Raw genomic sequence first — 20,812 nt, 5'->3', positions numbered from 1 at the left:
TTTTCAATAAATACATTTACTCAATAGACATGAAGAACATAATGCTGATGACCGGTTTATTGCTGGCCTTTGTGGGCTGTAGTCCCAGGGTGGCTGTTGATACGGCCCAAAACGTGAATTTTAGTAAGTACCGCACCTTTGCCTGGATGGACTCCGATGTAAAGGCCGGGCAAAATCCGCTTTACTACAACGATATAGCTTCTAAAAATGTGGAGGCTACGATTGAGAAAGAGTTGGCACAGAAAGGGTTGCAAAAAGCCGCGCGCGGCCGTCGGCCCGATTTACTCATCGGATACCACTTTTTTGTAGAGGAGAAGACCCGGCGTGTGGCCACCAACAATGGACCGTACGGCAGTTTGTACGGGCCGTTTTACGGCTGGGGCCGTTGGGGGTATGCCGGTTGGGGCCCCGGTTGGTGGGGTTGGAACTCGTTTGGACCGCAGTACATGCAAGAGGAGTATCAGGCCGGTACGGTGGTCGTTGATATGGTTGATTTCCGTACGAAACGGCTGGTATGGCGTGGTTCGGTGCAGGACGCCATTAACAACCCCGCCCGAATCAACGAACGACTGGCGCGTGAGGTCCGCCGAATTGTCGAGAAATTCCCCGACCGTCAGGGTTCGTAATTGATGAAATTCTGTAAAAAACGAAGCCGGTCGGGCAACAGGAAATAACATTCACTGTTGCCCGACCGGCTTCAATATGTGGTTGGTTTACAGATACTTCATCATCAGGTCGGCCACAAACTGATTGCCGGTATCATTGAGGTGTACCCGGTCGGTGGTTAGAATGCCCGACGCCTTGTTTTCGGGGTTGTTTTTGAGGTTATAATCCAGAAATGCCTGGCGCAGGTCGCAGAGGGGCAGGTTTTGCCGCTTGGCCAATTCCCGAATCATGGTGCTATACTGATTGAGGTCGCCATCCTGCTCGTTGGAGAAGTCTGTTTTTTCGCCAATCACAGCGGGGGTACACAGCACCACCTTCGCATTGGCGGCCTGAAGCTTGCGGATAATGGCCTCGTAGAATTTCAGAAACTTATCGGGGTCAGTGCCGGTGCCGTGGGTGCGTTTGTGCCACACATCATTGACGCCGATATAGACAAAGACCAGGTCGGGCTTCTTGGCCAGCACGTCGTCGTCCATCCGCAGGAACAGGTCGTACACCTTGTTGCCCCCAATGCCGGCGCCAATTAGCTCGTAATCTGCACCTTTGTTTTGTTTGCCGAGCATCTCGGTCAGGCGACTGATGTACCCACCGGGTTTCACGCCGGCCTGCGTGATGGAGTCACCGAAGAAAATAACCCGCCGGGGTTTAGCCGGGGCGAAAGCCAGCCCAATCAGGAGCGCGGCTACAAACGAAAGACGAACAAACATGCCGATAAAAAGGGGTGTTAGCGAATACTGGGCCTGTCTGGAAAACAGACCCCAATTGGTTATATTTGATTGTAGATAAACGCAACACCAGGTCTGAACTACTTTATCAATTGCTTGATACCCCCCGCGCTCCGCTCATTATTCAGCAAGCCGTGGCTATACTCAATAACGAATTGCAAAAACGACAGGCGTTTTACGAGTGGCTCGACGATGAAATGAAAGCCGAGTTTATCAACGGCGAGGTTGTTGTTCATTCGCCAGCCCTCGACCGGCATACCGAAGCGGTTGGGCATTTGCATCGCTTACTAAGTATATACGCTGATGCACGTGAGCTTGGGCTTGTGCGGATGGAGAAGGCCCTGGTTGAGCTTACTCGGAATAGTTACGAACCCGATGTTTGCTTTTGGGGCACAGCCAAAGCGGCTACCATCCAACCGGATCAGTTGTATTATCCCGCACCCGATTTAGTGGTTGAGGTGCTGTCGAAAAGCACGGAGAAGACCGACCGGGAAGTGAAGTTTGAGGTTCGGTGGCTCAGTTCACCATTCCGGTGCGCGCCGTTTTCGACAAAGCGGCTAACCTCGAAGCATTGAAGAATTTACTGTGACCGCTTGCGTTACAAAATAGCGTCGAGCACCAGCACCCCGGCCAAGCCAATCACCGAAACGAGCGTTTCCATAACGGTCCAGGTTTTGAGGGTTTCGGGGATGGTGAGGTTGAAATACTCTTTGAAGAGCCAGAAACCCGCATCGTTGATGTGTGAGCACATCAGGCTCCCGGCTCCAATAGCGAGCACCATCAACTCCGGACTTACGTGCTGCGCCTGAATAACCGGCAAAATAATACCCACTGTGGTGAGTCCGGCGATGGTAGCCGACCCCACGCAGATTCGGATAAACCCGGCAATCCCCCACGCCAGAATGAGCGGAGGCAACGACACACCGGTGAGCAGGCTGCCCAGATAGGTGCTTGTGCCGCTATCGGCAAACACCTGTTTCAGGGCGCCGGCCCCCGCGATCACCAGCAAAATAGGCGAGGCCGCTTTAATTGACTCCTCCAGCTCTTTCATCACCGACTTCATGGTGGGGCGTGTGCCGTCGGCACGGCGCCGTAAACCGAGTGTCCAGACAGCCACCAGCACCGACAGCAGCATTCCCATGTAAGGTTCGGCAATGAGCGTGATGAGTTTGCCCGCTACAGAGGTCTTATCGAGCAAGGGAATTTGGCCGGTTGGAGCTGTGAGCAGATACGCCTTCAGCGGACCAAACAAGGTGAGCAGTACGACCGGCAACAGGGCCACAAAAAAACTGATGCCTACACTCGGCAGGTCGGTGGTGGGTACATCTTTGATATTGAACAGCTCCCGGTCGATTTTGGGCCGGAACCGTCCCAGCGTTTTGCCAAAAATGGGACCAGCAATGATAATAGCCGGAATTGAAACCAGAATCCCGTAAAACAACGTCAGGCCAATGTTGGCGTTCAGCTGACCGGCAATGGCGGCCGGCGATGGGTGCGGGGGCAGATACCCGTGTGCTACCGACAGGGCCGATAACATCGGGATAGCCAGGGTCAGCAACGGTAACCCCGACGACAGAGTAATGGTGAAAATAAGCGGGGCCACAATGATGAACCCGGCATTATAAAACAACGGAATACCGATAATAAAACCGGCCAACGCCAGCCCCCAGCGGATGTTCTTAACCCCAAACCAGCCAATCAGTACATTGGTGATTTGCCGGGCGGCTCCGCTCTCGGCCACCAGCCGACCCAGCATGGCCCCGAAGCCTATAATAAGCACCAAATCGCCCAGGGTGCCGCCAATACCCGTTTGAATCGACTTGCCCACGGCCACCACCTCCATCCCGGAAGCCAGCCCGATGGCCAACGAAATCAGCACAAACGAGATAAACGCATCGAGCTTGACGAAGGCAATGAGCACAATCAGGCCTAAAATACCGAGCAGGGTCAGAATCAGGGGCATAGTGGGTGGTTGGGGGTTCGGAATAGCGTACTAGCAAAACAGGTCTCTACGGGGAAACGTAGTTGTACAGTTTTTCTACTTCCTGCCGCAGGGGTTGGCTCACGTCGAACGGCAACACGTGCAGGCGCATGGCAGGGTCGTACCCAAACACGTCGAGCGGGGTCGTAAATGTGGGCGTGGCCGGGTAAATGAGGAATACGTCGTTGGCTTCGTACTTTTTGCCGTATGCGAAAAGCTGGTACAAATCGCCCGAATCAATGCCGTATTGACCCTGCCGGTTCTGACCGTCAATGCGCTTCCACTTTGTATCGAACACCAGTGTCCGGCCGGGTTGGCGGATAAGTACGTCGGGCCGTAACCGGAATTTTGGGGTGCCGCCATGTTCTTCAACCAGATGCGCCGACGATTCCTGCGTACTTACCTCGCCTGCAGGCCAGAACGCCCGGAACCCGTGCGCTACGTATTCTTCAAACACACGCTGCATTGGAAACAGCAATGACAAAGCCGATACCTGACCCGACCGTGGCCCAAAGGCCCGGCCCGTGAGCAGTAACTCGGCCCATTGCAAGGCGAGGGCGTATCGGTCAAATAGCCGGTTGAGCGACCGAACCGCCCGGAGGTCGGTGTTCAGGTTGGCCGAGGGGGGAACATCGTGCAACACGGCCAGCATCTGATACAGGCGGGTTTCGAGAACCCCCGCCCCAACGCGGGGCAGCACGTGTACCAACGCGGTTTTCAAAATCCGATTGGGCGGAATATCGAGCGAAAGCGTGTCGTACCGGATGGCCAGCCGTTCGGCATGGGCCAGGTTCTGGCGCAGGTTGCGGGCGGGCTGAAATTGCCCCCGCATGACAGATTGATTGGCTTCAACGCTCTGATAGGCCGTTTGCAGACCCTGCCGACTGACCGCCGAGAGGGCGTCCAGAAAGGCCTGCACAAACACGTTCCAGATCGGCATTTGGGTAGCTCCCAAATGGGCCTCGGTGAGGGTACGGAAGGGACTGCCGGGCAAATGCCGAAGCATACGCAGGAGGGCTTGACGCGCCGGGGCCGGGTCGGAGCTGGCCGGATCAATGGTGCTGAAACGGGGCAGTATTTCGAGGGCCGCCCCACCCGGTAGTCCAATCAGGCCCGCATACGAACCGGTTCGGATGGTTTCGAGCCCTTTCTGGTAAAAAAACGACAGTACCCCCTCGGCTTCGGGTAGCCCCACCAGTTGTTTCAGGGCGGTAAACAGCCGGTCATCGAGGTAGGTAACTCCTTTTTCGGGAGAGGAGGCCCCTATGCCAGCCACCGACCGGATGGAACTGTGTTCTGAAGCAAAAAGCGAATGAGGGGGCATGGTGGATAAACAGATAAAGCCGGTTGTTGGCTATTCTTTTTTGACCAGATAGGGGCCGCCTATGTAGTCCTGAATCTGTTGCCGAACATGCCCCGTAAACCGATTGGCTTCGCCATACGTGAGGTGAACCCCATCGGTGGTTTGGTACACATCCATTGGCAGCGCCAGATGCGCATAATCGGGGCTTGGGAAGTACTGCCGAACCAGCTGCCGCACCTTGCCCTGAATCGGCATGGCTTGCAGGCGAGGGTCCATTGGTATTTCAAAAAAGACAACCCGAACGCCTTGCCGGCGCCATTGCTCCAGCCGGTTGCGGACCTTGCCGAGCGAGGTATGCAGTACCGAGTCGGGGGGCGGAATAACGGCCTGAATTCGGTCGGCCACGGCCTTGTTTAGAAAATTTGTGTCGACGTACATAGCCGTTTCGGGGACCACAGGTTGCCCTTTCCCGTGCGACCAGTCGCGCAGCATGGCTTTGAATACCCCGGCGGGTTGGAATTTCTGCCGTGTGAAAGGCAGGTGCCGCTTTAACCAAAGCCAGGTAGGGTCGCTGAGTGACTCCATGAGCGGAGATGGCTCGTTGCGGGTGAGGGTATTGGTTTCAACAAACAGCACGTGCGGCAGGCGACCACTCATTTCGATCAATTGCAGGCCGTCTTGCGCCGACATACCTGCCAGCGAGAGGTTATAGTAATCTGCCGACAGGCTATCCGTATTGAGCCGGTCGCTCATCGACGACCCCACGATGAGGGTGTCGTAGCGGGCACTGGCTTCAAACAGAAACTCCTCGGCCTTCACCATGTTACGTTGTTCGGTGGTTTGGCCCGTACGGCTGATGTCGGCCCCGTATTGGCGGATAAACCAGCTATAGACCAGCAGCAACGCCAGCGTGCTCAATAAAACGCGCTTAATCATCAGAACTGAAAATAAATAAACTCTCCGCCAGAACCGCTATTGGTAATAATCAGAAACAGCATCAGGCTGTACAAAGCCGTATGCAACCGGGGCAACAAGGGGGCTGTTGGCCCCAGTTCCGGCGTGCGTAGTTGCCGGGCCAGCTCAAACAAATGATACCCTACCACCGGCACCGAGTACAGGGCAATAAAGCTGATCGACAGCGAATCGTGGGGTTTGTTCAGATTAGTAGCTATGGCTTTTACGTAGGCGAGGGCATGGTGAAACTCCGGTAGCTTGAACAGCAGCCAGGCGGCCGTAACGTACGTAAATACCAGGATAGATTTGAGCAAAACACCCGCCGACGATTTGACCCGCAACAGGCCGTAATCGCTCAGAAGCCGCTCCACGGCCAGGGCCAGCCCGTGGGCAAAGCCCCAAACGGCGTAACTCCAGGCCGCCCCGTGCCAAAGCCCACCCAAAATCATGGTGAGCATCAGGTTGACGTACGTACGGAACGGCCCTTTGCGGTTGCCACCCAGCGGAATGTAGAGATACTCCCGCAAAAAGCTCGACAGCGAAATGTGCCAGCGACGCCAGAAGTCGGAAAACGAGCTGGCGATGTACGGGAAGTTGAAGTTGATTGGAAACTGGTAACCAAACAAAGCCGCCAACCCAAGCGCAATGAGCGAATACCCGGCAAAGTCAGCGAAAATTTGCATAGAGTACCCAAACAGCAAGACCAGTAGGGTAAACGACGACAGGTTTTCGAAGTACGGGTAGGTAATCATCAGGGTGTGGTCCTTTAGGTTGTCGGCCACGACCATTTTCAGGAAGTACCCCAGCACTAGCGTTCGGAAGCAATATTCCCACCGAATGTCGCGGTAAAACTTGGCCGAAATCTGCGGCAGAAAATCGTGGGCCTTCACAATCGGGCCCGACACCAGTTGGGGGAAGAAAGCCTTGAAGAAAAACACCGTTTGGGTGTGCTTGGCCAGGTTTCGGGCAATTAGCGAACGGTAGGCCTGAACGTCGCGGTTCCGGTACGTATCGACTACCAGACTAATGCCCTGAAACGTAAAAAACGAGATACCAATAGGAAGCGGCAGGCTCACCAGCCAGGCCCCCACCGACCCATCGGCCGGCAGAAACGTGCGCCCCAGAAGAGGGCCATACTTGAAAAAACACAGGATAAGCAGGTTGGCCACTACGCCCCAGGTGGCATGGAATTTTCTGTTTTTTGGATTTCCGTAAACGACCAGATAACTGGCCACGATGTTGATGCTGACCGATAAGAGCAACAACCACAGAAGGTTAAGCTGATTATACGCGTAAAAGACCAAACTGGCAATGCTGAGCAGCGGTACCTGCCAGCGCCGGAGAGCCGGGGTGTAGTAAAGGCCAAATGTGACCAATACCAATAGTACAAAAGGAAAGCTGTTGAACAGCATGTGAGGAAGTGTCGATAAAAACTTGTTTCGAACAAGGAAAGAGGTTGCCGTCGAGTGTATCAAAGATACATCATCTCAAACAAGTTTCTATGCAACTACATCTACTTTTGACCATATATGGCTGACAAAACAGCCCATCCGAGGCCAATACCACCCGGGTTAATACTGTCGGAGATAAGCGGAAATATCGGAGCGATACCGTGAGAAAAAGACAAACCCGTACTTTTATCCAAACAAAATACGGATTCTCGTTTATCCTGATATGCTGACTAAGACTCATCCGGTATTTCGCTGCGGGTTACCCGTTCTGCTAACCGGTCTCCTCCTCTCGTCGACCGGGCGTGCACAAACGGCTTCGGGTGGCCTGCCCGGTCTTCCTACCGACAAACTGGCTCTGCCTGCTAATTGGCAGCGAGCGGGGGGAGTCATGGCTTCACCGAGTGAAACAACTATAAAAACCAGTGCGGGGACAACCTTGCTGGTTGGTAAAGCGGGTGATGCGCTGACCTTGGTAGCCAACCCGACTGATTTTGCCCTGCAAACCGAATTACTCTTGTCGGCTGGCGCGACCGCGCAACTCACCCTGCCTTCGGGGCAGACTATACCGCTGGTAGAGCCCCAACTGAGCAAGATGCCGGGTTTGTGGCAAACGATGAGCCTTCGTTATCGGGCGGCAACCAATACCCGTCCGGCCGCTATCGACCTGCTGGCTATCAATGGCGTTACCGTTCGGGAGGGGCAGACCCTGGCCCGCTCTAACACAAAAGGGCCGCTGTTGCTTACCGTAACCAACGGAACCGTGGCTCTGCGTAACATTGGCTACAGAGCTTTGGCCAACCGGAAAATAGCCCAATGGGCGGGGCCACTTACCTACGCCGTGTACGATGGCGAAACCATTGATCGGGTCAATCTGCAAAAACTCAAGGTGTTGAAAAAAGATACGACTTCGGCTATCAGCTACGAATCGTCGTATGGCACCAAGCCGCGCGGGTTTACCATGTTGTTTCAGGGTAAGCTAAACATACCCGAAGCGGCTACGTACCAATTTGATCTGGATTATGGCGGTCGTGCCGACCTACGCATTGATGGAAAGGAAGTGGCTAAAGCCGACTACAAAGACTTAGGCGCTTACGTAACGGCCCAAGTGCCGCTCTCGGCTGGTACGCACGAAATCGAGGTGCTGTACGCCCGCGCCTGGCAGCGCCCCGGTTTGGGTTTGTTTATCTCACTGCCCGATACCCGTCCGCAGGCACTGCACACGCTTGTATCGTTGCCTGAGCCTGATCCGATCGGCACTATCGCCATACAGCCCAACGGCCGCCCGGAGCTAATTCGGTCATTTGTGCAGTTGCCCGGCGAAAAAATCAAGCGTACCCACAGCCTGTCGGTCGGAACCCCGGCGGGTAAGCATTTTACGCTCGACCTGAACCAGATGGCTCTGTTACAGGTCTGGAAAGGCCCGTTTGCCGATGTGACCGAGATGTGGTACGAGCGTGGGGAACCCCAACTGCTCAAGCCGATGGGCGTCAACGTGCTGTTGGCCCCTCAAACGGCTCTTATGCCCCTGAGCGACTCGCAGGCAGCCTGGCCTGATAGCGTGAGCGAAACCATTTTGCAGTACCGGGGCACGGTGATCGACAAACAGGGAATGCCCACCATTGAGTACGGTTTGGGCGGAGCTACCGTGACCGATGCCGTGCGCCCCAGTGCCGACGGCCTCACTCGCACGCTTACCCTGTCGGGGGCAGCCCAAAACCCGGTTGTGTGCCGCCTGGCGTCTGGTAGCCGAATCGAGGAAGTGGAAAAAGGCCTCTACGCCGTAAATGACCGGGCTTACTATATTCGTATTGACCCCAAACTTAAGCCCCAGCTAAGCACAATCAATGGCAAGCAGGAACTCCGGTTGCCTGTAAAGGGGGGTGTGAGCTACGAGATTGTGTTTTAAGTAGAGCGCGACTAATAAAAAAGGGGTACATCAACGCTATGATGTACCCCTTTTTTATTAGTCGCGCTCTACTTTACTGGCACCCGTTACCCGCTGCTGAAGCGTTGGGTTGCCCCGGTAACGTACTTTGCTGGCTCCGCTGGCTGTTACGTCGAGCGAGTTGGTTGCTGTGACGTAAACATGACTCGCCCCCGATACGTCGAGCACGGCATTAGCAAACGAGTAATTGAACGATTCCAGCTCCGACGCGCCCGACACATCGGCCCGCAGGCTGTTGCCATTCCCCGAAAACTGGGCTTTCGATGCACCCGAGAGGTTCACATTGAGCCGGTCGGCCTGGACACTAAAATTTCCTTTCGATGCCCCCGACAGATCGATGTCAAGGGTATTCAGCCCCCGGAAGCCCGATACGTCTGATTTGCTGGCTCCCATAAATACCACCTCGCGCAAGGTGGGCATCGTGATGGTAAAGCGGGTTTGGTGACGCCGGAGCCGATTGTTCCGGTAACGGGCATACAGGGTGCCACTACGGGTATAAACCTCCAGGTCGTCGAGGTCGTCATCGTCGCCACGGGCCGTAATCGAGAATGTGGAGCCCTGCGTTACATTGATGATAAACGCACTACCCATATTCAGCCGGTCGAAGTCGCTCAGGGTAAATGAGGTGGTTTCTTCGTCGTAGTCACCCAGCGCACCATTGGGGCCGAGGTCGATAATACAACTGGTAAATAGGGGTGCAAAAAGCCCCAGAGCAAGTACATACAGAAAAAGGCGTTTCATTGTCTTTGTGTTTATAGCAATCGAATCCATGACAACTCACCGGGTCGGTACCCCTACGAGCCGGTGGAAAAGAAAGTTTTCCCACGCGTTTGTTTGGAAGAGACCGGCGTCATTCGCCTGTTAAAGTTGCCTTAAACGGCAGATGATGAAATTCTTACTCTAAACGGTAGGTAGAGCCGGGGCTCTAAATCGTTTCTATAGCGGTAGAACAACCGGGGCCCGAAAAGGGGCTTTAGGGCCTGGCACTACTCTTCACGTATCCCTGATTCGACTGCTCATGAATCGTTTCATCTCTCTTCGCTACCGCGCACTCGCGTTTTCGGCGGCAGGTTTGCTCGCTACCGGAGCCTTGGTCGGTGCTTACCAAAACACCAATCTGGGGCAGGCCTCCCGACCGTACCTGACCAATCTGTTTGCTTCCCTGTCTGACGACGACAAACACGACCCCAAGTACGCCGTTGGTAGCCTGAACATCGCACCGGGGCTGGAAGCTACGCTGTTTGCGGCCGAGCCTATGCTCACTAATCCGACCAATATCGACGTGGATGCCAAAGGGCGGGTGTGGGTGTGCGAAGCGTACAACTATCGGCCCGGTATCAACGGCAACCCAACTCATACCGAGGGCGACCGGATTGTGATTCTGGAAGATCAGAACGGCGATGGAAAAGCCGATGTCAGCAAGGTGTTTTATCAGGACCCCTCGCTCAATGCTCCGCTCGGTATCTGGGCGCAGGGTAACAAGGTGATTGTGTCACAAAGTCCGTACGTCTGGGTTCTGACCGACGAAAACGGCGACGATAAAGCCGATAAAAAAGAGATTCTGTTTCAGGGTATCGAGGGCGAGCAACACGACCACGGTATGCACACGTTTGTGTTTGGCCCCGACGGAAAGTGGTATTTCAACTTCGGAAACTCGGGTAGCAAACTGCTCGATAAAGACGGGAAGCCCGTAATCGATAAAGTGACCGGCTTACCCATTCATCATTCCAATTTCCGGCAGGGTATGGCGTTCCGCTGCGACCCCAACGGCAAAAATGTGGAGGTGCTTGGGCATAATTTCCGCAATAACTACGAAATCGCTCCCGACTCGTACGGTACGCTTTGGCAATCGGATAACGACGACGATGGCAATAAGGGCGTTCGGATCAATTACGTGATGGAATACGGCAATTACGGCTATACCGATGAGCTGACCGGTGCCGGCTGGCAGGCCAACCGAACCAACATTGAGCCCGAAATTCCGATCCGCCACTGGCATCAGAACGACCCCGGCTCCATCCCGAACCTCCTGCAAACAGGGGCCGGCTCACCCACGGGTATTATCGTGTACGAAGGCAAGTTGCTGCCCGAACCGTTCCGTAATCAGGTGATTCACTGCGATGCTGGCCCCAATGTGGTCCGGGCTTACCCTGTGCAGAACAACGGAGCAGGATACAAAGCCTCAATCCTGAACCTGCTCGAAGGGGCCCGCGATCAGTGGTTCCGGCCGGCCGATGTGTGTGTGGCCCCCGATGGCTCACTCATTATTGCCGATTGGTACGACCCCGGCGTGGGTGGGCATCAGGCAGGCGATCAGCAGCGGGGCCGCATTTACCGGGTAGCTCCGCCCCAAACGCCCTACAAACTACCCAAAGTTGATTTAAGCACTACAACGGGTGCGTTGGAGGCTTTGCAGAACCCGAACATGAACATCCGGTATCAGGCCTGGAACAAACTTCATAGCGAAGGTACCAAAGCCGAAAAAGCCCTGGCGGCCTTTTACAAGTCGGCCCCTGACCCACGGATGAAAGCCCGCGCCCTTTGGCTGCTCACCAAACTGCCGGATGGCAAAGGGGTAAAATACGTGAACGAAGGTCTGAAGAGCCCCGATGCGAACTTCCGCATGACGGCTCTGCGTGCCGCCCGGCAACTCGGTGCCGATCAGGCTATTGCCGCTGTCCGGCAGTTGGTCAACGATGCCGACCCGCAGGTACGCCGGGAGTGCGCACTGGCGTTGCACCTGAATAAGTCGCCTGAGGCACCGGGCTTGTGGGCGAAACTGGCGAGTCGGCACGATGGTAACGACCGCTGGTATCTGGAGGCTCTGGGCATTGGCGCACACGGCCAATGGGATTCGTTTTATGCCGCGTACGTCAAGCAAATGAACAACGACCCGCTCGCTAATGCGGGTGGCCGCGACATTGTGTGGCGGTCGCGTACGAAAGAGGCCGTGCCCTTGCTGGCTAAGCTCGCTGGCGACAATAGTGTTGATCTGAAACAACGGCTCCGCTATTTCCGGGCGTTTGATTTCAACCCCGGTGCTACCGAAAAATCGACGGCCCTGCTCGGGATTCTGCAAACCAATGCCAACTCGGCCGACATCACCAAGTTGGCCCTGCGCCACCTTGACCCTGCCTTTGTGCAATCGAGCCAACCGGCCCTAGCGGCTCTACAAAAGCTGATGGACGAAACGTACGGCAGCAAGGAGTACATGGAGCTGGTGCAACGGTACGAGCCCAAGTCAGAAAATACCCGTCTGCGTAAGCTTATTCTTGATAAATACACTGATGCTATTGCCCGCGATGCCACCCGTCAGCTGATGAAGCAGGGCGGTGAGCCGATGGTTTGGGAAACCATCGACGGGGCAGATACCGAGTCGGCATCGCGGATGCTGACAGCTCTGCGTTGGGTGGGCAGCAAACCTTCACTGGCCATTTTGAAAACAGTTGCCCTCGACGAAAAGCGGCCTATGGGTCTCCGGCGCGATGCTACCCGTGCCATTGGCGGGAGCTGGGATGGCGAGGAGATGGTAGTGGCGATGCTGAAATCGGGTGAGCTGAAAGGCGACCTGAAAGCTGCGGCCGTGCAGGGTGTGTCGGGAGCGTGGCGCAAGAGCATTCGGCAGGAAGCCGCCAGCTATCTGGACGGTGGCACAGCAGCCGCAACCAAAAAACTGCCGCCTATGCCTGAGTTGCTGGCCATGAAAGGAAATTCGGCCAATGGCCTGACGGTGTTCAAGACTAACTGTTCTATTTGCCATCAGGTCAATGGCGAGGGTATGGACTTTGGCCCTAAACTTTCTGAAATTGGTAGCAAACTGCCGAAAGAAGGGCAGTACCTGGCTATTCTACACCCCGACGCGGGCATCAGCTTCGGTTACGAAGGGTACGAGGTGAAGTTTAAAGACGGCAGCACGGCTTCGGGGGTAGTATCGAGCAAAACCGAAACCGACCTGCAACTGAAATTCCCCGGTGGAGTGGTGCAGAACTACAAAATGGCCGACGTGACGTCGATGAAGAAAATGGATTCGTCGATGATGCCGTCGGGATTACAGGATAACATGAGTACACAGGAGCTCGTCGACTTGGTCGAGTACCTGGCGAGTTTGAAAAAGAAATAAACCCTTACCTGAATGATTCGTCGCAATTTTATCAAATCGGCTGCTCTGGCCACGGCTTCGGCCGCCACAGGCGCTACGCTGTCGGGAGCTGCAATGGCCGCCAATCCAACCAAGAATAAATTCAAACTTCACTACGCCCCGCACTTCGGGATGTTTGAGAACAGCGCGGGCAAAGACCCCATTGATCAGCTTAAATTCATGGCCGATCAGGGTTTTACGGCGTTGGAAGACAACGGCATGATGGGCCGCCCCGTGGAGCTACAGGAGAAAATCGGCAACGAGCTAAACCGCCTGGGTATGAAAATGGGCGTGTTTGTGGTCGATAAGGGCGGTAACTCGCAAAACTCGCTGGCGGCTGGTAAAAAAGAGTACATCGATATTTTCCTGAACGGCTGCCGCCGGGCCGTAGAGGTTGCCAAGCGGTGCAACGCCAAGTACATGACCGTAGTGCCGGGCGATTTTGAGCGCAATCTGCCGATTGGTATTCAGACGGGCAACGTAATTGATGCCCTGCGTCGGGGTGCCGAAATCCTGGAGCCGCACGGACTTGTGATGGTATTGGAGCCCCTGAGCGATACGCCCAACTTATTTCTGCGTACCTCCGATCAGACGTACGAGATCTGCCGGGGCGTCAATAGCTCGGCCTGCAAAATTCTGTTTGATGTGTACCACATGCAGAAAAACGAAGGGCACATTATTCCGCACATCAACTGGGCCTGGAACGAGATTGCGTATTTCCAGATTGGCGACAACCCCGGCCGCAAGGAGCCAACCACGGGCGAGATTAATTACAAGAATATTTTCAAGCACGTGTACCAGAAAGCCAAAGCCGAAAACAAGGAGTTTATCTGGGGTATGGAACACGGCAACGCCCGGCCCGGCAAAGAAGGAGAACAAGCCCTGATTCAGGCCTACATTGAATCGGATAGTTTTACGGTATAACGGGAACCGGGAGAAAGGAAAAGGGAGAAAGGAAACAGGCTGGGTGCCTTCTCCTTTCTCCCTTTTCCTTTTTCTTGTCTTTTTACAGAACTACCACAGAGTTATCATCGGTCGAAACACCGCTTGCCACATACTTATCGGCGGCCCAGTCGTTCTCCCACTTTTCGCCATCAATCACAAAACGATACTGGTACTCTTTTCCTACGGGCAATTCAACGGTTGTTTTGTAAGAACCATCCTTCTGCTTCTTGAGAGGTTGGGCAGCTACGTCCCAGTCATTGAAATCACCCACCAGAGACACAACTTTAGCGCCGTTGACAGCCTCCGCGGGCAGTTCAAACGTTACTTTAGCTACAGGCTTACTCTTGAGAAATTGTTTGGCCAATGCCATACGAATCGGTTGTTTGGTTCGGCGCAAAATTATATACCTCCTAAACTAATAACCTAATTATTAGCTCGTTAGAGACATATATTCTTTTAATTATACAAATAGTTTTTTGTTAATTTATAAATTCTATCAAACTGGTATCCTTATCTCATGCTCCACGCGGGCTGTTTTCTAACTGCCTGTAAGACTGGTACTCACGGGTCCAGAGCCAGGCACCCTGTAAGGCCACGAAGCAAAAAACCAGATACTCGGCCGCTACCAGTTTTACATCTTTCACGTAGTAGATATACGTGAGTACAATGTCGACCACGAGCCATACGTACCAACACTCCACCCGTTTCTGAATCATCAGAAAAGTAGCTACAACGCTCATGGTGGTCGTAAACGAGTCGATATACGGAAAGGCACTCGGTTGGCTGAAGAGTACGGGGAATAAGGTGTGCAGGTTGTTGGCAAACGTGCCCAGTAGGCCCGTGGCCAGTAACCCCGCCGACGACCAGATGACCAGTTGCCGGGTGGGTGTGCGGCTTATTTTGAGCTCGCCAACGTGTTTTGTTCCTTCCTGAATCGCTTCGTCGGGTTTAGGGTGGGTCCAGCGCCACCAACCTTGTAAGTTGGTCACCAGGAAAAACACCTGCAAAAACATGTCGGGGTAAAGCTGAATCTGGTAAAAAAGAAAGAAAAACAGCACTACGCTCACCGCTCCAACGGGCCAGCTCCAGACGTTTCCCTGGGTCGATAGCCAAACGGCAACCCCTCCGGTTACAACCCCAAAAAATTCGAGGTAGCTCATTGGATACCCCCAAATGGTGAAGAAAATACTGCTGATGTCGAAAATATTGGGCATGAAACGTAAGAACCAGACGGAGGTAAGCCTTTTATGGGTGCAAATTACATAAACCATGATGCAAAAAATTGCCATGTTGGGGGGCGGCTTTATAGGCCGCTTCTACGCCGACTCACTGCACGGCCAACGCAGCCGCGATCAGGTGGTGGCTATCTACGCCCGTCGGGAAGAAACGGCCCGCAAATTTGCCGATGATTATGGCTGTTCGTTTTGGTCGACGAACATGGAGGAAGTGATTGCCCACCCCGATGTGAACATGGTGTGCATTGCCCTCCCCAATAATCTGCACGCGCCCGCTGTTGAGTTGTGCGCCAAACACAAGAAAAACGTAATCTGTACCAAGCCCCTCGGCCGCACGGCCGCCGAAGCGCTGCACATGATGCAGCTAGTAGAGGAGGCCGGTATTTTCGGGGGGTACCTCGAAGATTTGTGTTACTCGCCCAAGTTTCTGAAAGCCCTCGAAACCGTCAAAAATGGATCCTTGGGCCGTATCCTGTGGGCTAAGTCGCGCGAGACTCACCCCGGCCCGCACTCCGACTGGTTCTGGGATAAAGAGCAGGCCGGTGGGGGTTGTATGCTCGACCTTGGTTGCCATTGCGTTGAGATTGCCCGCAACTTCATTGGCAAAGATGTGCGCCCCGTTGAGGTAATGTGCTGGGCCGCTACGCAGGTAAAACCGATTGATGCCGAAGATCACGCCATTGCGCTGGTGAAATATGAAAACGGGGCTATCGGGCAGTTTGAAGTGAGCTGGACGTTCAGGGGCGGTATGGACCTGCGTGATGAGGTGATGGGTACCGAGGGCACCATCTGGATCAATAATTTTCTACGAACGGGCTTCGAAATGTTTACCACCGGTAAAGCCTCAGATTACGTGGCCGAAAAAGCCGAGTCGACCGCAGGGTGGCTGTTTCCGGTCGGCGACGAAGTGAATGACCTGGGGTACAATCACATGTTTGCCGATATGTTCGGGGCGGTAGAAGCGGGCCGCGAGCCAGCCGAAACGTTTTACGATGGCTATGTGGTCAACGCTATTCTGGACGCGGCCTATCGCTCGGCCGAAACCAAGCAGTGGGAGCAGGTGCAACTACCTGTATGGCGTGGCAAAGAGGGCCTCACCCAGCAGCAAACCCTGACTGAATACGATGCCGACCATTATCTGATTAAAGAAGAAGTGACCCACGACGGGCGGCACAAGGTAATCTTGAAAGAGAAAGCGAGCGGTAAAATTGTAGAGCGCGACGTATAACCAACCGCCTAAACGCACGAAGCCCCGACCAGCATCTGGTCGGGGCTTCGTGTACGTATCTACTTAACTTAGTTCTTCTTTGGAGCCGGGGTGTTAGCCGGAGGAGTAGCCGCACCTGTACCTGCTTTAGCCGGGGTTGCCGGAGCCGGCGTTACGCCCATTTTCTTCAGCACGATGTCGGTGATGTTGTGCTCTTCAGGCGCTACCAGCAAAATAACCGCCGTACCTGCACCCGCATCGAGGTTGAAAACATAGCTGTAGCCATTCTCTTTCGCTACGGCGTCTACGTTCTTCTGGATCTTCTGGAGTACGGGGTTCACCAGTTGCTGATACTTGTTCTGCAACTGCGACTCAGCGTTGCGCTGAAACTCCTGGTAGCGGGTTTGCAGACCCTGCAACTCTTTCTCACGGTCGGCCCGGATTACTTCCGACATCTGAGCGGCTCCTTTTTCGTAAGCCTGCAGTTTGTCCTGAAACTCCTTCTCGAGCCGCTTGGCTTCGTTTTCGAGTTGCGTACGCTGGATGGTCAACTGGTTCTGGATGTCTTTTGCTTCAGGTACCTGCGACAAAAGGTAATCCATGCTTGTATACCCCAGCTTCAACGGGCCTGCAGCAGTGGCTGTAGTTACCGGCGTAGAGGCCTGGGCTTGTGCCTGAGCGCTGATACCACCAAACAAGAGAGCGGCTACGAACGCCATGACAATGTTTTTCTTCATTGGACTGTTTGTTTGTAATTTATTTAGGTTTTGCGGTTGATTGCGTTGCGGGAACAGCCGGGTTTGGGGCGGCTGTATTGTTTTTAGGTTTACTATCGGTATCGAGCCCCATTTCTTCCATCACGTAATCGGTGTAGTCGTGTTTGGGGTTCGTGTACAACATGACAAAGTCACTCGCTTTGTCGAACAGGAAGTCAAGTTTTTTCTGAATAGCTACCTTCTCCAGAGCGCGATTAACCCGTTCCATCGGAACCTTGATCAGCTCCTTTTTCTTCTGAAACAACAGGCCTTCGTGCCCGAAAATCTTGTTGTTGTAATCACGGGCTTCCCGTTCTTTGTCGCTGATGACACGCTGCCGTTCGCGCTTCATGTCGTCGGTGAGCAGAATCTCTTCGGCCTGATAAGCGCGCTGTAGCTTCTCAATCTCAGCGTTCTTGTCCAGAATTTCCTTCGACCACTTATCGGCAAACTTGTCAATTTCGGTCAGGGCTTTCTGGTATTCGGGCATCTTGCTGAAGATAAACTCCGTATCTACGTAGCCAAATTTCTGAGCCGAAGCCGTCGAAGCACCGAAAAGAGAACACAATAATAACAAAAAGAGTCCTTTTCTCATGCGCTATTTATCGGTTTTTAACGGTGTTGGTCTATTTAACAAGTTGATTTTCAGTTTGAAAGATAGCGAGTCAGAGCGCTTCGTTGAGTGGGTGTTGAGCGAGTTGGGTAGAGGGCTACCTGTTTGCCGGGTTGGACAGTCGGGCGGCCGGATGGTTTAATTTCAACCACAAAACCATGTCCATCCGGCTCGCCGACCATTCTCGTATAAAACGTTCGAACGGCGTGAATCATGTACAGGAAGGGGGTAAATAATACCGGCTAACGCCCGGCTATACGCTTGCTTCCTGCACATGACCCGCTGAATTAACGGAACTGCTGACCGATGGTAAAGTGAAACTGACCGGTGTTGGCTTTCTGAACGCCCGGGATCGGGTCGAAGCCCCAGCCGTAGTCAATACCAATCAAACCAAAAGCCGGCATAAAGATACGGGCACCAACCCCCGCCGAACGCTTCAGATCGAATGGGTTGAACTGCTTGTAGCTGCCCCAGTTGTTGCCGCCCTCCAGGAAGCCCAGTACAAAAATGGTGGCCGAGGGGTTCAGTGAAACGGGGTACCGGAGTTCGCTCACAAACTTGTTGTACACAACCCCGCCCTGACTTGTCACGCCGGTACCGGCAATCCGGTTGTTGTCGGCCGTGTACACCTGCCGGTCGGGGTAACCCCGCAGACCAACGATGTCTTGTGCCAGTGCAAATACGCCCTGACCTGCCAGACCTGAGCCACCCAATACGAACCGCTCGAACGGCCCGATTTCGGTACGGCTGTTATACCTGCCCAGGAAGCCCATGTGCGCGCGGGCGCTCAACACCAGCTTACCAACCACGGTCTGATACCAGGTGGCATCGAACATCCATTTGTGGTACTCTACCCACTTGAACCGGTCTTCAACCGGTGGTTTGTAATCTTTCGGACGGAAAACCGAGTAAGGCGGGGTAAACGAACCGCTCAGTGAGAACGACGAACCCGACCGGGGAAACTGTGGGTTGTCGATGCTGTTGCGCGATAGGGTTGTGTTGAACGTAAAGTTGTTCGACAGACCGTTGTTATAGCCGTTGCCAAACAGGGCAATGTTATTCAGGTCGTAGCGCTGATAGGTAAGCGAGTGGCTCAGCGAGAAAAAGTCATCAGGCCGCTTTAATTGCCGACCCAGACCCACCGTTACGGCCACGTTTTTGTAATCGCCGATGGCGGTAGCGTTGCGGGTGCCGCGTGAAAACAGGTCCACCTGATTAAACTGACGGAATACCGTACTGCTAATGCTCACCGACAGGGCGTTGGGCTTGCGGCCACCCAGCCAGGGTTCTACAAACGAGAGCGAGTAGGTCTGAAACTGCCGACCATTGGCTTGGAAACGAATCGAAAGCCGCTGACCGTCGCCCGCGGGCAGAGGCCGCCAGGCGTTCATGTTCGTGATGTTGCGGGCCGAGAAGTTGTTGAACGTCAGACCCAGCGTACCTACGAAGCCGATAAAGCCACCCCAGCCACCCGATAGTTCGATCTGGTCCGAGGGCTTTTCTTCAACGGTGTACTCAATATCAACCGTACCGTCGTTTTGCGGTTGTGGGTTAATGCCGATTTTCTCGGGATCGAAGTAGCCGAGCGTAGCCAGTTCGCGCTGCGTACGGATCAGCTGCGTTTTTGAGAACTTCTGGCCGGGCAGTGTCCGAATCTGCCGCATCACTACGTGGTCGCTCGTTTTGGTATTTCCGTTCAGAATTACCCGGTTGATGGTGGCTTGCTTGCCTTCAAATACCCGGATTTCCAGATCAATCGAATCCCCCTCAATAGCTTTTTCAACCGGTGTTGCGCTGAAGTACAGGTAGCCATCGTCCATGTACAGCGAGCTCAGGTCCTGTCCCGGAGTGCCGTTGAGCTTTTTCTCAAGGTCTTCGGTATTGTAAATATCTCCTTTGTTCACGCCGAGTACCTCGCGGAGCCGATCGGCCGTGTACAGGTAGTTGCCTTCAAACGAAACGTTGCGCACGTAGTACCGTTGTCCTTCGTTGAGGTTCAGAACCAGATCAATGGTGTTACCCCCATTATTGATAATTGAGTCCGACTCAACAGCTGCATCCCGGTAGCCAAGCTTATTGTAGTATTCAATGAGCTTTTGCTTGTCTTCTTCGTACTTTTTGGGCACAAACTTCGAGGGGGTAAACAACCGGCCAAAGCGCATTTCTTTAGTCCCCTTCATTTTCAGCCGCACTTTGCTCTCTTCAACTTCCTTGCGGCCGTTGAGGGCAATGTGCCGGATTTTTACTTTCTCACCCTTGTCGACGGTCACCCGCATGGTCGCGTTGTTGCGCGCGCTGTCGGGGATCACGGTCGTTTTAACCTTGGTATTTAGGTAGCCCTTATCAACAAAAAACTTCCGAACAGCCAGTTGGGTGTTTTTGGTCACTGTGGGAGTAATAACCCGGCCGAGGTTCAGCTTCACTTTGTCTTTAAGCGACTCCTGCTCGCCTTTGCGGACACCCGCAAAGTTGACTTTCATCAGACGGGGGCGGTCTTTTACCTGAAACGACAGAAAGATTTTAGAGTCAGTCACGTTGGTGGCAAATAGCTCCACATCGTCGAGCAGGCCCGATTCCATCAGCTTCCGAATGGAGGAGCCAAGCGCTTCGCCGGGAATTCGAACCTTATCACCAATCTTCAAACCGGTAAGCGATACCAGCGAGTTGGGGTCCAGGTAGCGGGTACCGGTTACGGTGAGCCCGCCAATCTCGTACTCCTTCGGGTCGGCGTAGTTGTTCAGGTCAGAGACCGGAGTAGCCGGAGGAGCGGTGGGTATACCTGCACCGATGCGCACCTGCGCCGAAACCGAAGCGGGAAACAACCCGACCATCAGAGCGATGGCCCCCAAAGCGGTACTTAGACTGTGTTTCACTTACTGAATGTTTATAGTTTG

Annotated in this window: 17 protein-coding genes; 6 read left to right on the top strand and 11 right to left on the bottom strand. The window is 54.1% G+C overall.

The features are described 5' to 3' along the window. Nucleotides 1–29 precede the first annotated feature (29 nt). Nucleotides 30–626, top strand: a complete 597-nt coding sequence (locus F5984_RS08185) for a DUF4136 domain-containing protein (protein ID WP_185155446.1) — start codon at nt 30–32, stop codon at nt 624–626. 87 nt (nt 627–713) lie between these two features. Here F5984_RS08185 and F5984_RS08180 read toward each other — a convergent pair whose 3' ends face one another. Beyond that, nucleotides 714–1,373, bottom strand: coding sequence for an SGNH/GDSL hydrolase family protein (locus tag F5984_RS08180; protein WP_152123743.1), 660 nt, complete (start codon nt 1,371–1,373; stop codon nt 714–716). Nucleotides 1,374–1,483: 110 nt separating this feature from the next. Between F5984_RS08180 and F5984_RS08175 the strand changes: the two genes are divergently transcribed. After that, nucleotides 1,484–1,966: a Uma2 family endonuclease gene (locus F5984_RS08175; RefSeq protein WP_246168865.1), complete on the top strand. Its 483-nt coding sequence runs from the start codon at nt 1,484–1,486 to the stop codon at nt 1,964–1,966. A 23-nt stretch (nt 1,967–1,989) separates the two neighbouring features. Here F5984_RS08175 and F5984_RS08170 read toward each other — a convergent pair whose 3' ends face one another. From F5984_RS08170 to F5984_RS08155, 4 genes are read right to left on the bottom strand one after another with little or no spacing between them, the layout of a single operon-like run. Continuing rightward, nucleotides 1,990–3,354 (bottom strand): gluconate:H+ symporter, encoded by a 1,365-nt coding sequence (locus F5984_RS08170; RefSeq protein ID WP_152123742.1) that lies wholly within the window; start codon nt 3,352–3,354, stop codon nt 1,990–1,992. A gap of 46 nt (nt 3,355–3,400) precedes the next feature. Further along, nucleotides 3,401–4,696 carry an McrC family protein gene (locus F5984_RS08165; protein ID WP_152123741.1) on the bottom strand — a complete coding sequence of 432 codons (1,296 nt, stop codon included), beginning with the start codon at nt 4,694–4,696 and terminating at the stop codon, nt 3,401–3,403. A gap of 30 nt (nt 4,697–4,726) precedes the next feature. Beyond that, nucleotides 4,727–5,611, bottom strand: coding sequence for a hypothetical protein (locus F5984_RS08160; protein WP_152123740.1), 885 nt, complete (start codon nt 5,609–5,611; stop codon nt 4,727–4,729). Further along, on the bottom strand, nt 5,611–7,041 hold the full coding sequence (locus tag F5984_RS08155) for an MBOAT family O-acyltransferase (protein WP_152123739.1): 1,431 nt from the start codon (nt 7,039–7,041) through the stop codon (nt 5,611–5,613). Before F5984_RS08155 ends, F5984_RS08160 begins: the two co-directional genes overlap by 1 nt. A gap of 262 nt (nt 7,042–7,303) precedes the next feature. Here F5984_RS08155 and F5984_RS08150 point away from each other — a divergent pair, with 262 nt between their 5' ends. Further along, complete coding sequence (locus F5984_RS08150; protein WP_152123738.1) at nt 7,304–8,986, top strand: hypothetical protein; 1,683 nt, start codon at nt 7,304–7,306, stop codon at nt 8,984–8,986. A gap of 57 nt (nt 8,987–9,043) precedes the next feature. Here the strand turns inward: F5984_RS08150 and F5984_RS08145 are convergent, their stop codons facing one another. After that, nucleotides 9,044–9,766: a head GIN domain-containing protein gene (locus F5984_RS08145; protein WP_152123737.1), complete on the bottom strand. Its 723-nt coding sequence runs from the start codon at nt 9,764–9,766 to the stop codon at nt 9,044–9,046. A gap of 277 nt (nt 9,767–10,043) precedes the next feature. On the opposite strand from F5984_RS08145, the gene F5984_RS08140 reads away from it, so the two are divergent. Beyond that, a complete protein-coding gene (locus F5984_RS08140; protein WP_152123736.1) occupies nt 10,044–13,145 on the top strand; it encodes a PVC-type heme-binding CxxCH protein in 3,102 nt (1,033 codons plus the stop codon). A 12-nt stretch (nt 13,146–13,157) separates the two neighbouring features. Further along, nucleotides 13,158–14,087, top strand: a complete 930-nt coding sequence (locus tag F5984_RS08135) for a hydroxypyruvate isomerase family protein (RefSeq protein WP_152123735.1) — start codon at nt 13,158–13,160, stop codon at nt 14,085–14,087. Nucleotides 14,088–14,169: 82 nt separating this feature from the next. On the opposite strand, the gene F5984_RS08130 is transcribed toward F5984_RS08135, so the two are convergent. Both F5984_RS08130 and pnuC read right to left on the bottom strand, forming a co-directional pair. Further along, complete coding sequence (locus F5984_RS08130) at nt 14,170–14,478, bottom strand: isoamylase early set domain-containing protein (protein ID WP_019989019.1); 309 nt, start codon at nt 14,476–14,478, stop codon at nt 14,170–14,172. Nucleotides 14,479–14,623: 145 nt separating this feature from the next. After that, on the bottom strand, nt 14,624–15,322 hold the full coding sequence (gene pnuC / locus F5984_RS08125; protein WP_152123734.1) for a nicotinamide riboside transporter PnuC: 699 nt from the start codon (nt 15,320–15,322) through the stop codon (nt 14,624–14,626). A 58-nt stretch (nt 15,323–15,380) separates the two neighbouring features. Here pnuC and F5984_RS08120 point away from each other — a divergent pair, with 58 nt between their 5' ends. Further along, nucleotides 15,381–16,571 carry a Gfo/Idh/MocA family protein gene (locus F5984_RS08120; protein WP_152123892.1) on the top strand — a complete coding sequence of 397 codons (1,191 nt, stop codon included), beginning with the start codon at nt 15,381–15,383 and terminating at the stop codon, nt 16,569–16,571. A gap of 68 nt (nt 16,572–16,639) precedes the next feature. Here F5984_RS08120 and F5984_RS08115 read toward each other — a convergent pair whose 3' ends face one another. From F5984_RS08115 to bamA, 3 genes are all read right to left on the bottom strand, one after another. After that, the gene (locus F5984_RS08115; protein ID WP_152123733.1) at nt 16,640–17,287 is read right to left on the bottom strand and encodes an OmpH family outer membrane protein; all 648 of its coding nucleotides are present in this window, start codon (nt 17,285–17,287) and stop codon (nt 16,640–16,642) included. A 19-nt stretch (nt 17,288–17,306) separates the two neighbouring features. Then, on the bottom strand, nt 17,307–17,900 hold the full coding sequence (locus F5984_RS08110) for an OmpH family outer membrane protein (RefSeq protein WP_152123732.1): 594 nt from the start codon (nt 17,898–17,900) through the stop codon (nt 17,307–17,309). 305 nt (nt 17,901–18,205) lie between these two features. After that, nucleotides 18,206–20,749 carry an outer membrane protein assembly factor BamA gene (gene bamA / locus F5984_RS08105; RefSeq protein WP_246168880.1) on the bottom strand — a complete coding sequence of 848 codons (2,544 nt, stop codon included), beginning with the start codon at nt 20,747–20,749 and terminating at the stop codon, nt 18,206–18,208. Between the last annotated feature and the right edge of the window lie 63 nt (nt 20,750–20,812).

Origin of the sequence: Rudanella paleaurantiibacter (assembly GCF_009184635.1) — a bacterium.
Taxonomy (GTDB): Bacteria; Bacteroidota; Bacteroidia; order Cytophagales; family Spirosomataceae; genus Rudanella; species Rudanella paleaurantiibacter.
The sequence above is the reverse complement of the archived record's forward strand: the minus strand, read 5'-3'. Positions and strand labels throughout refer to the sequence as shown.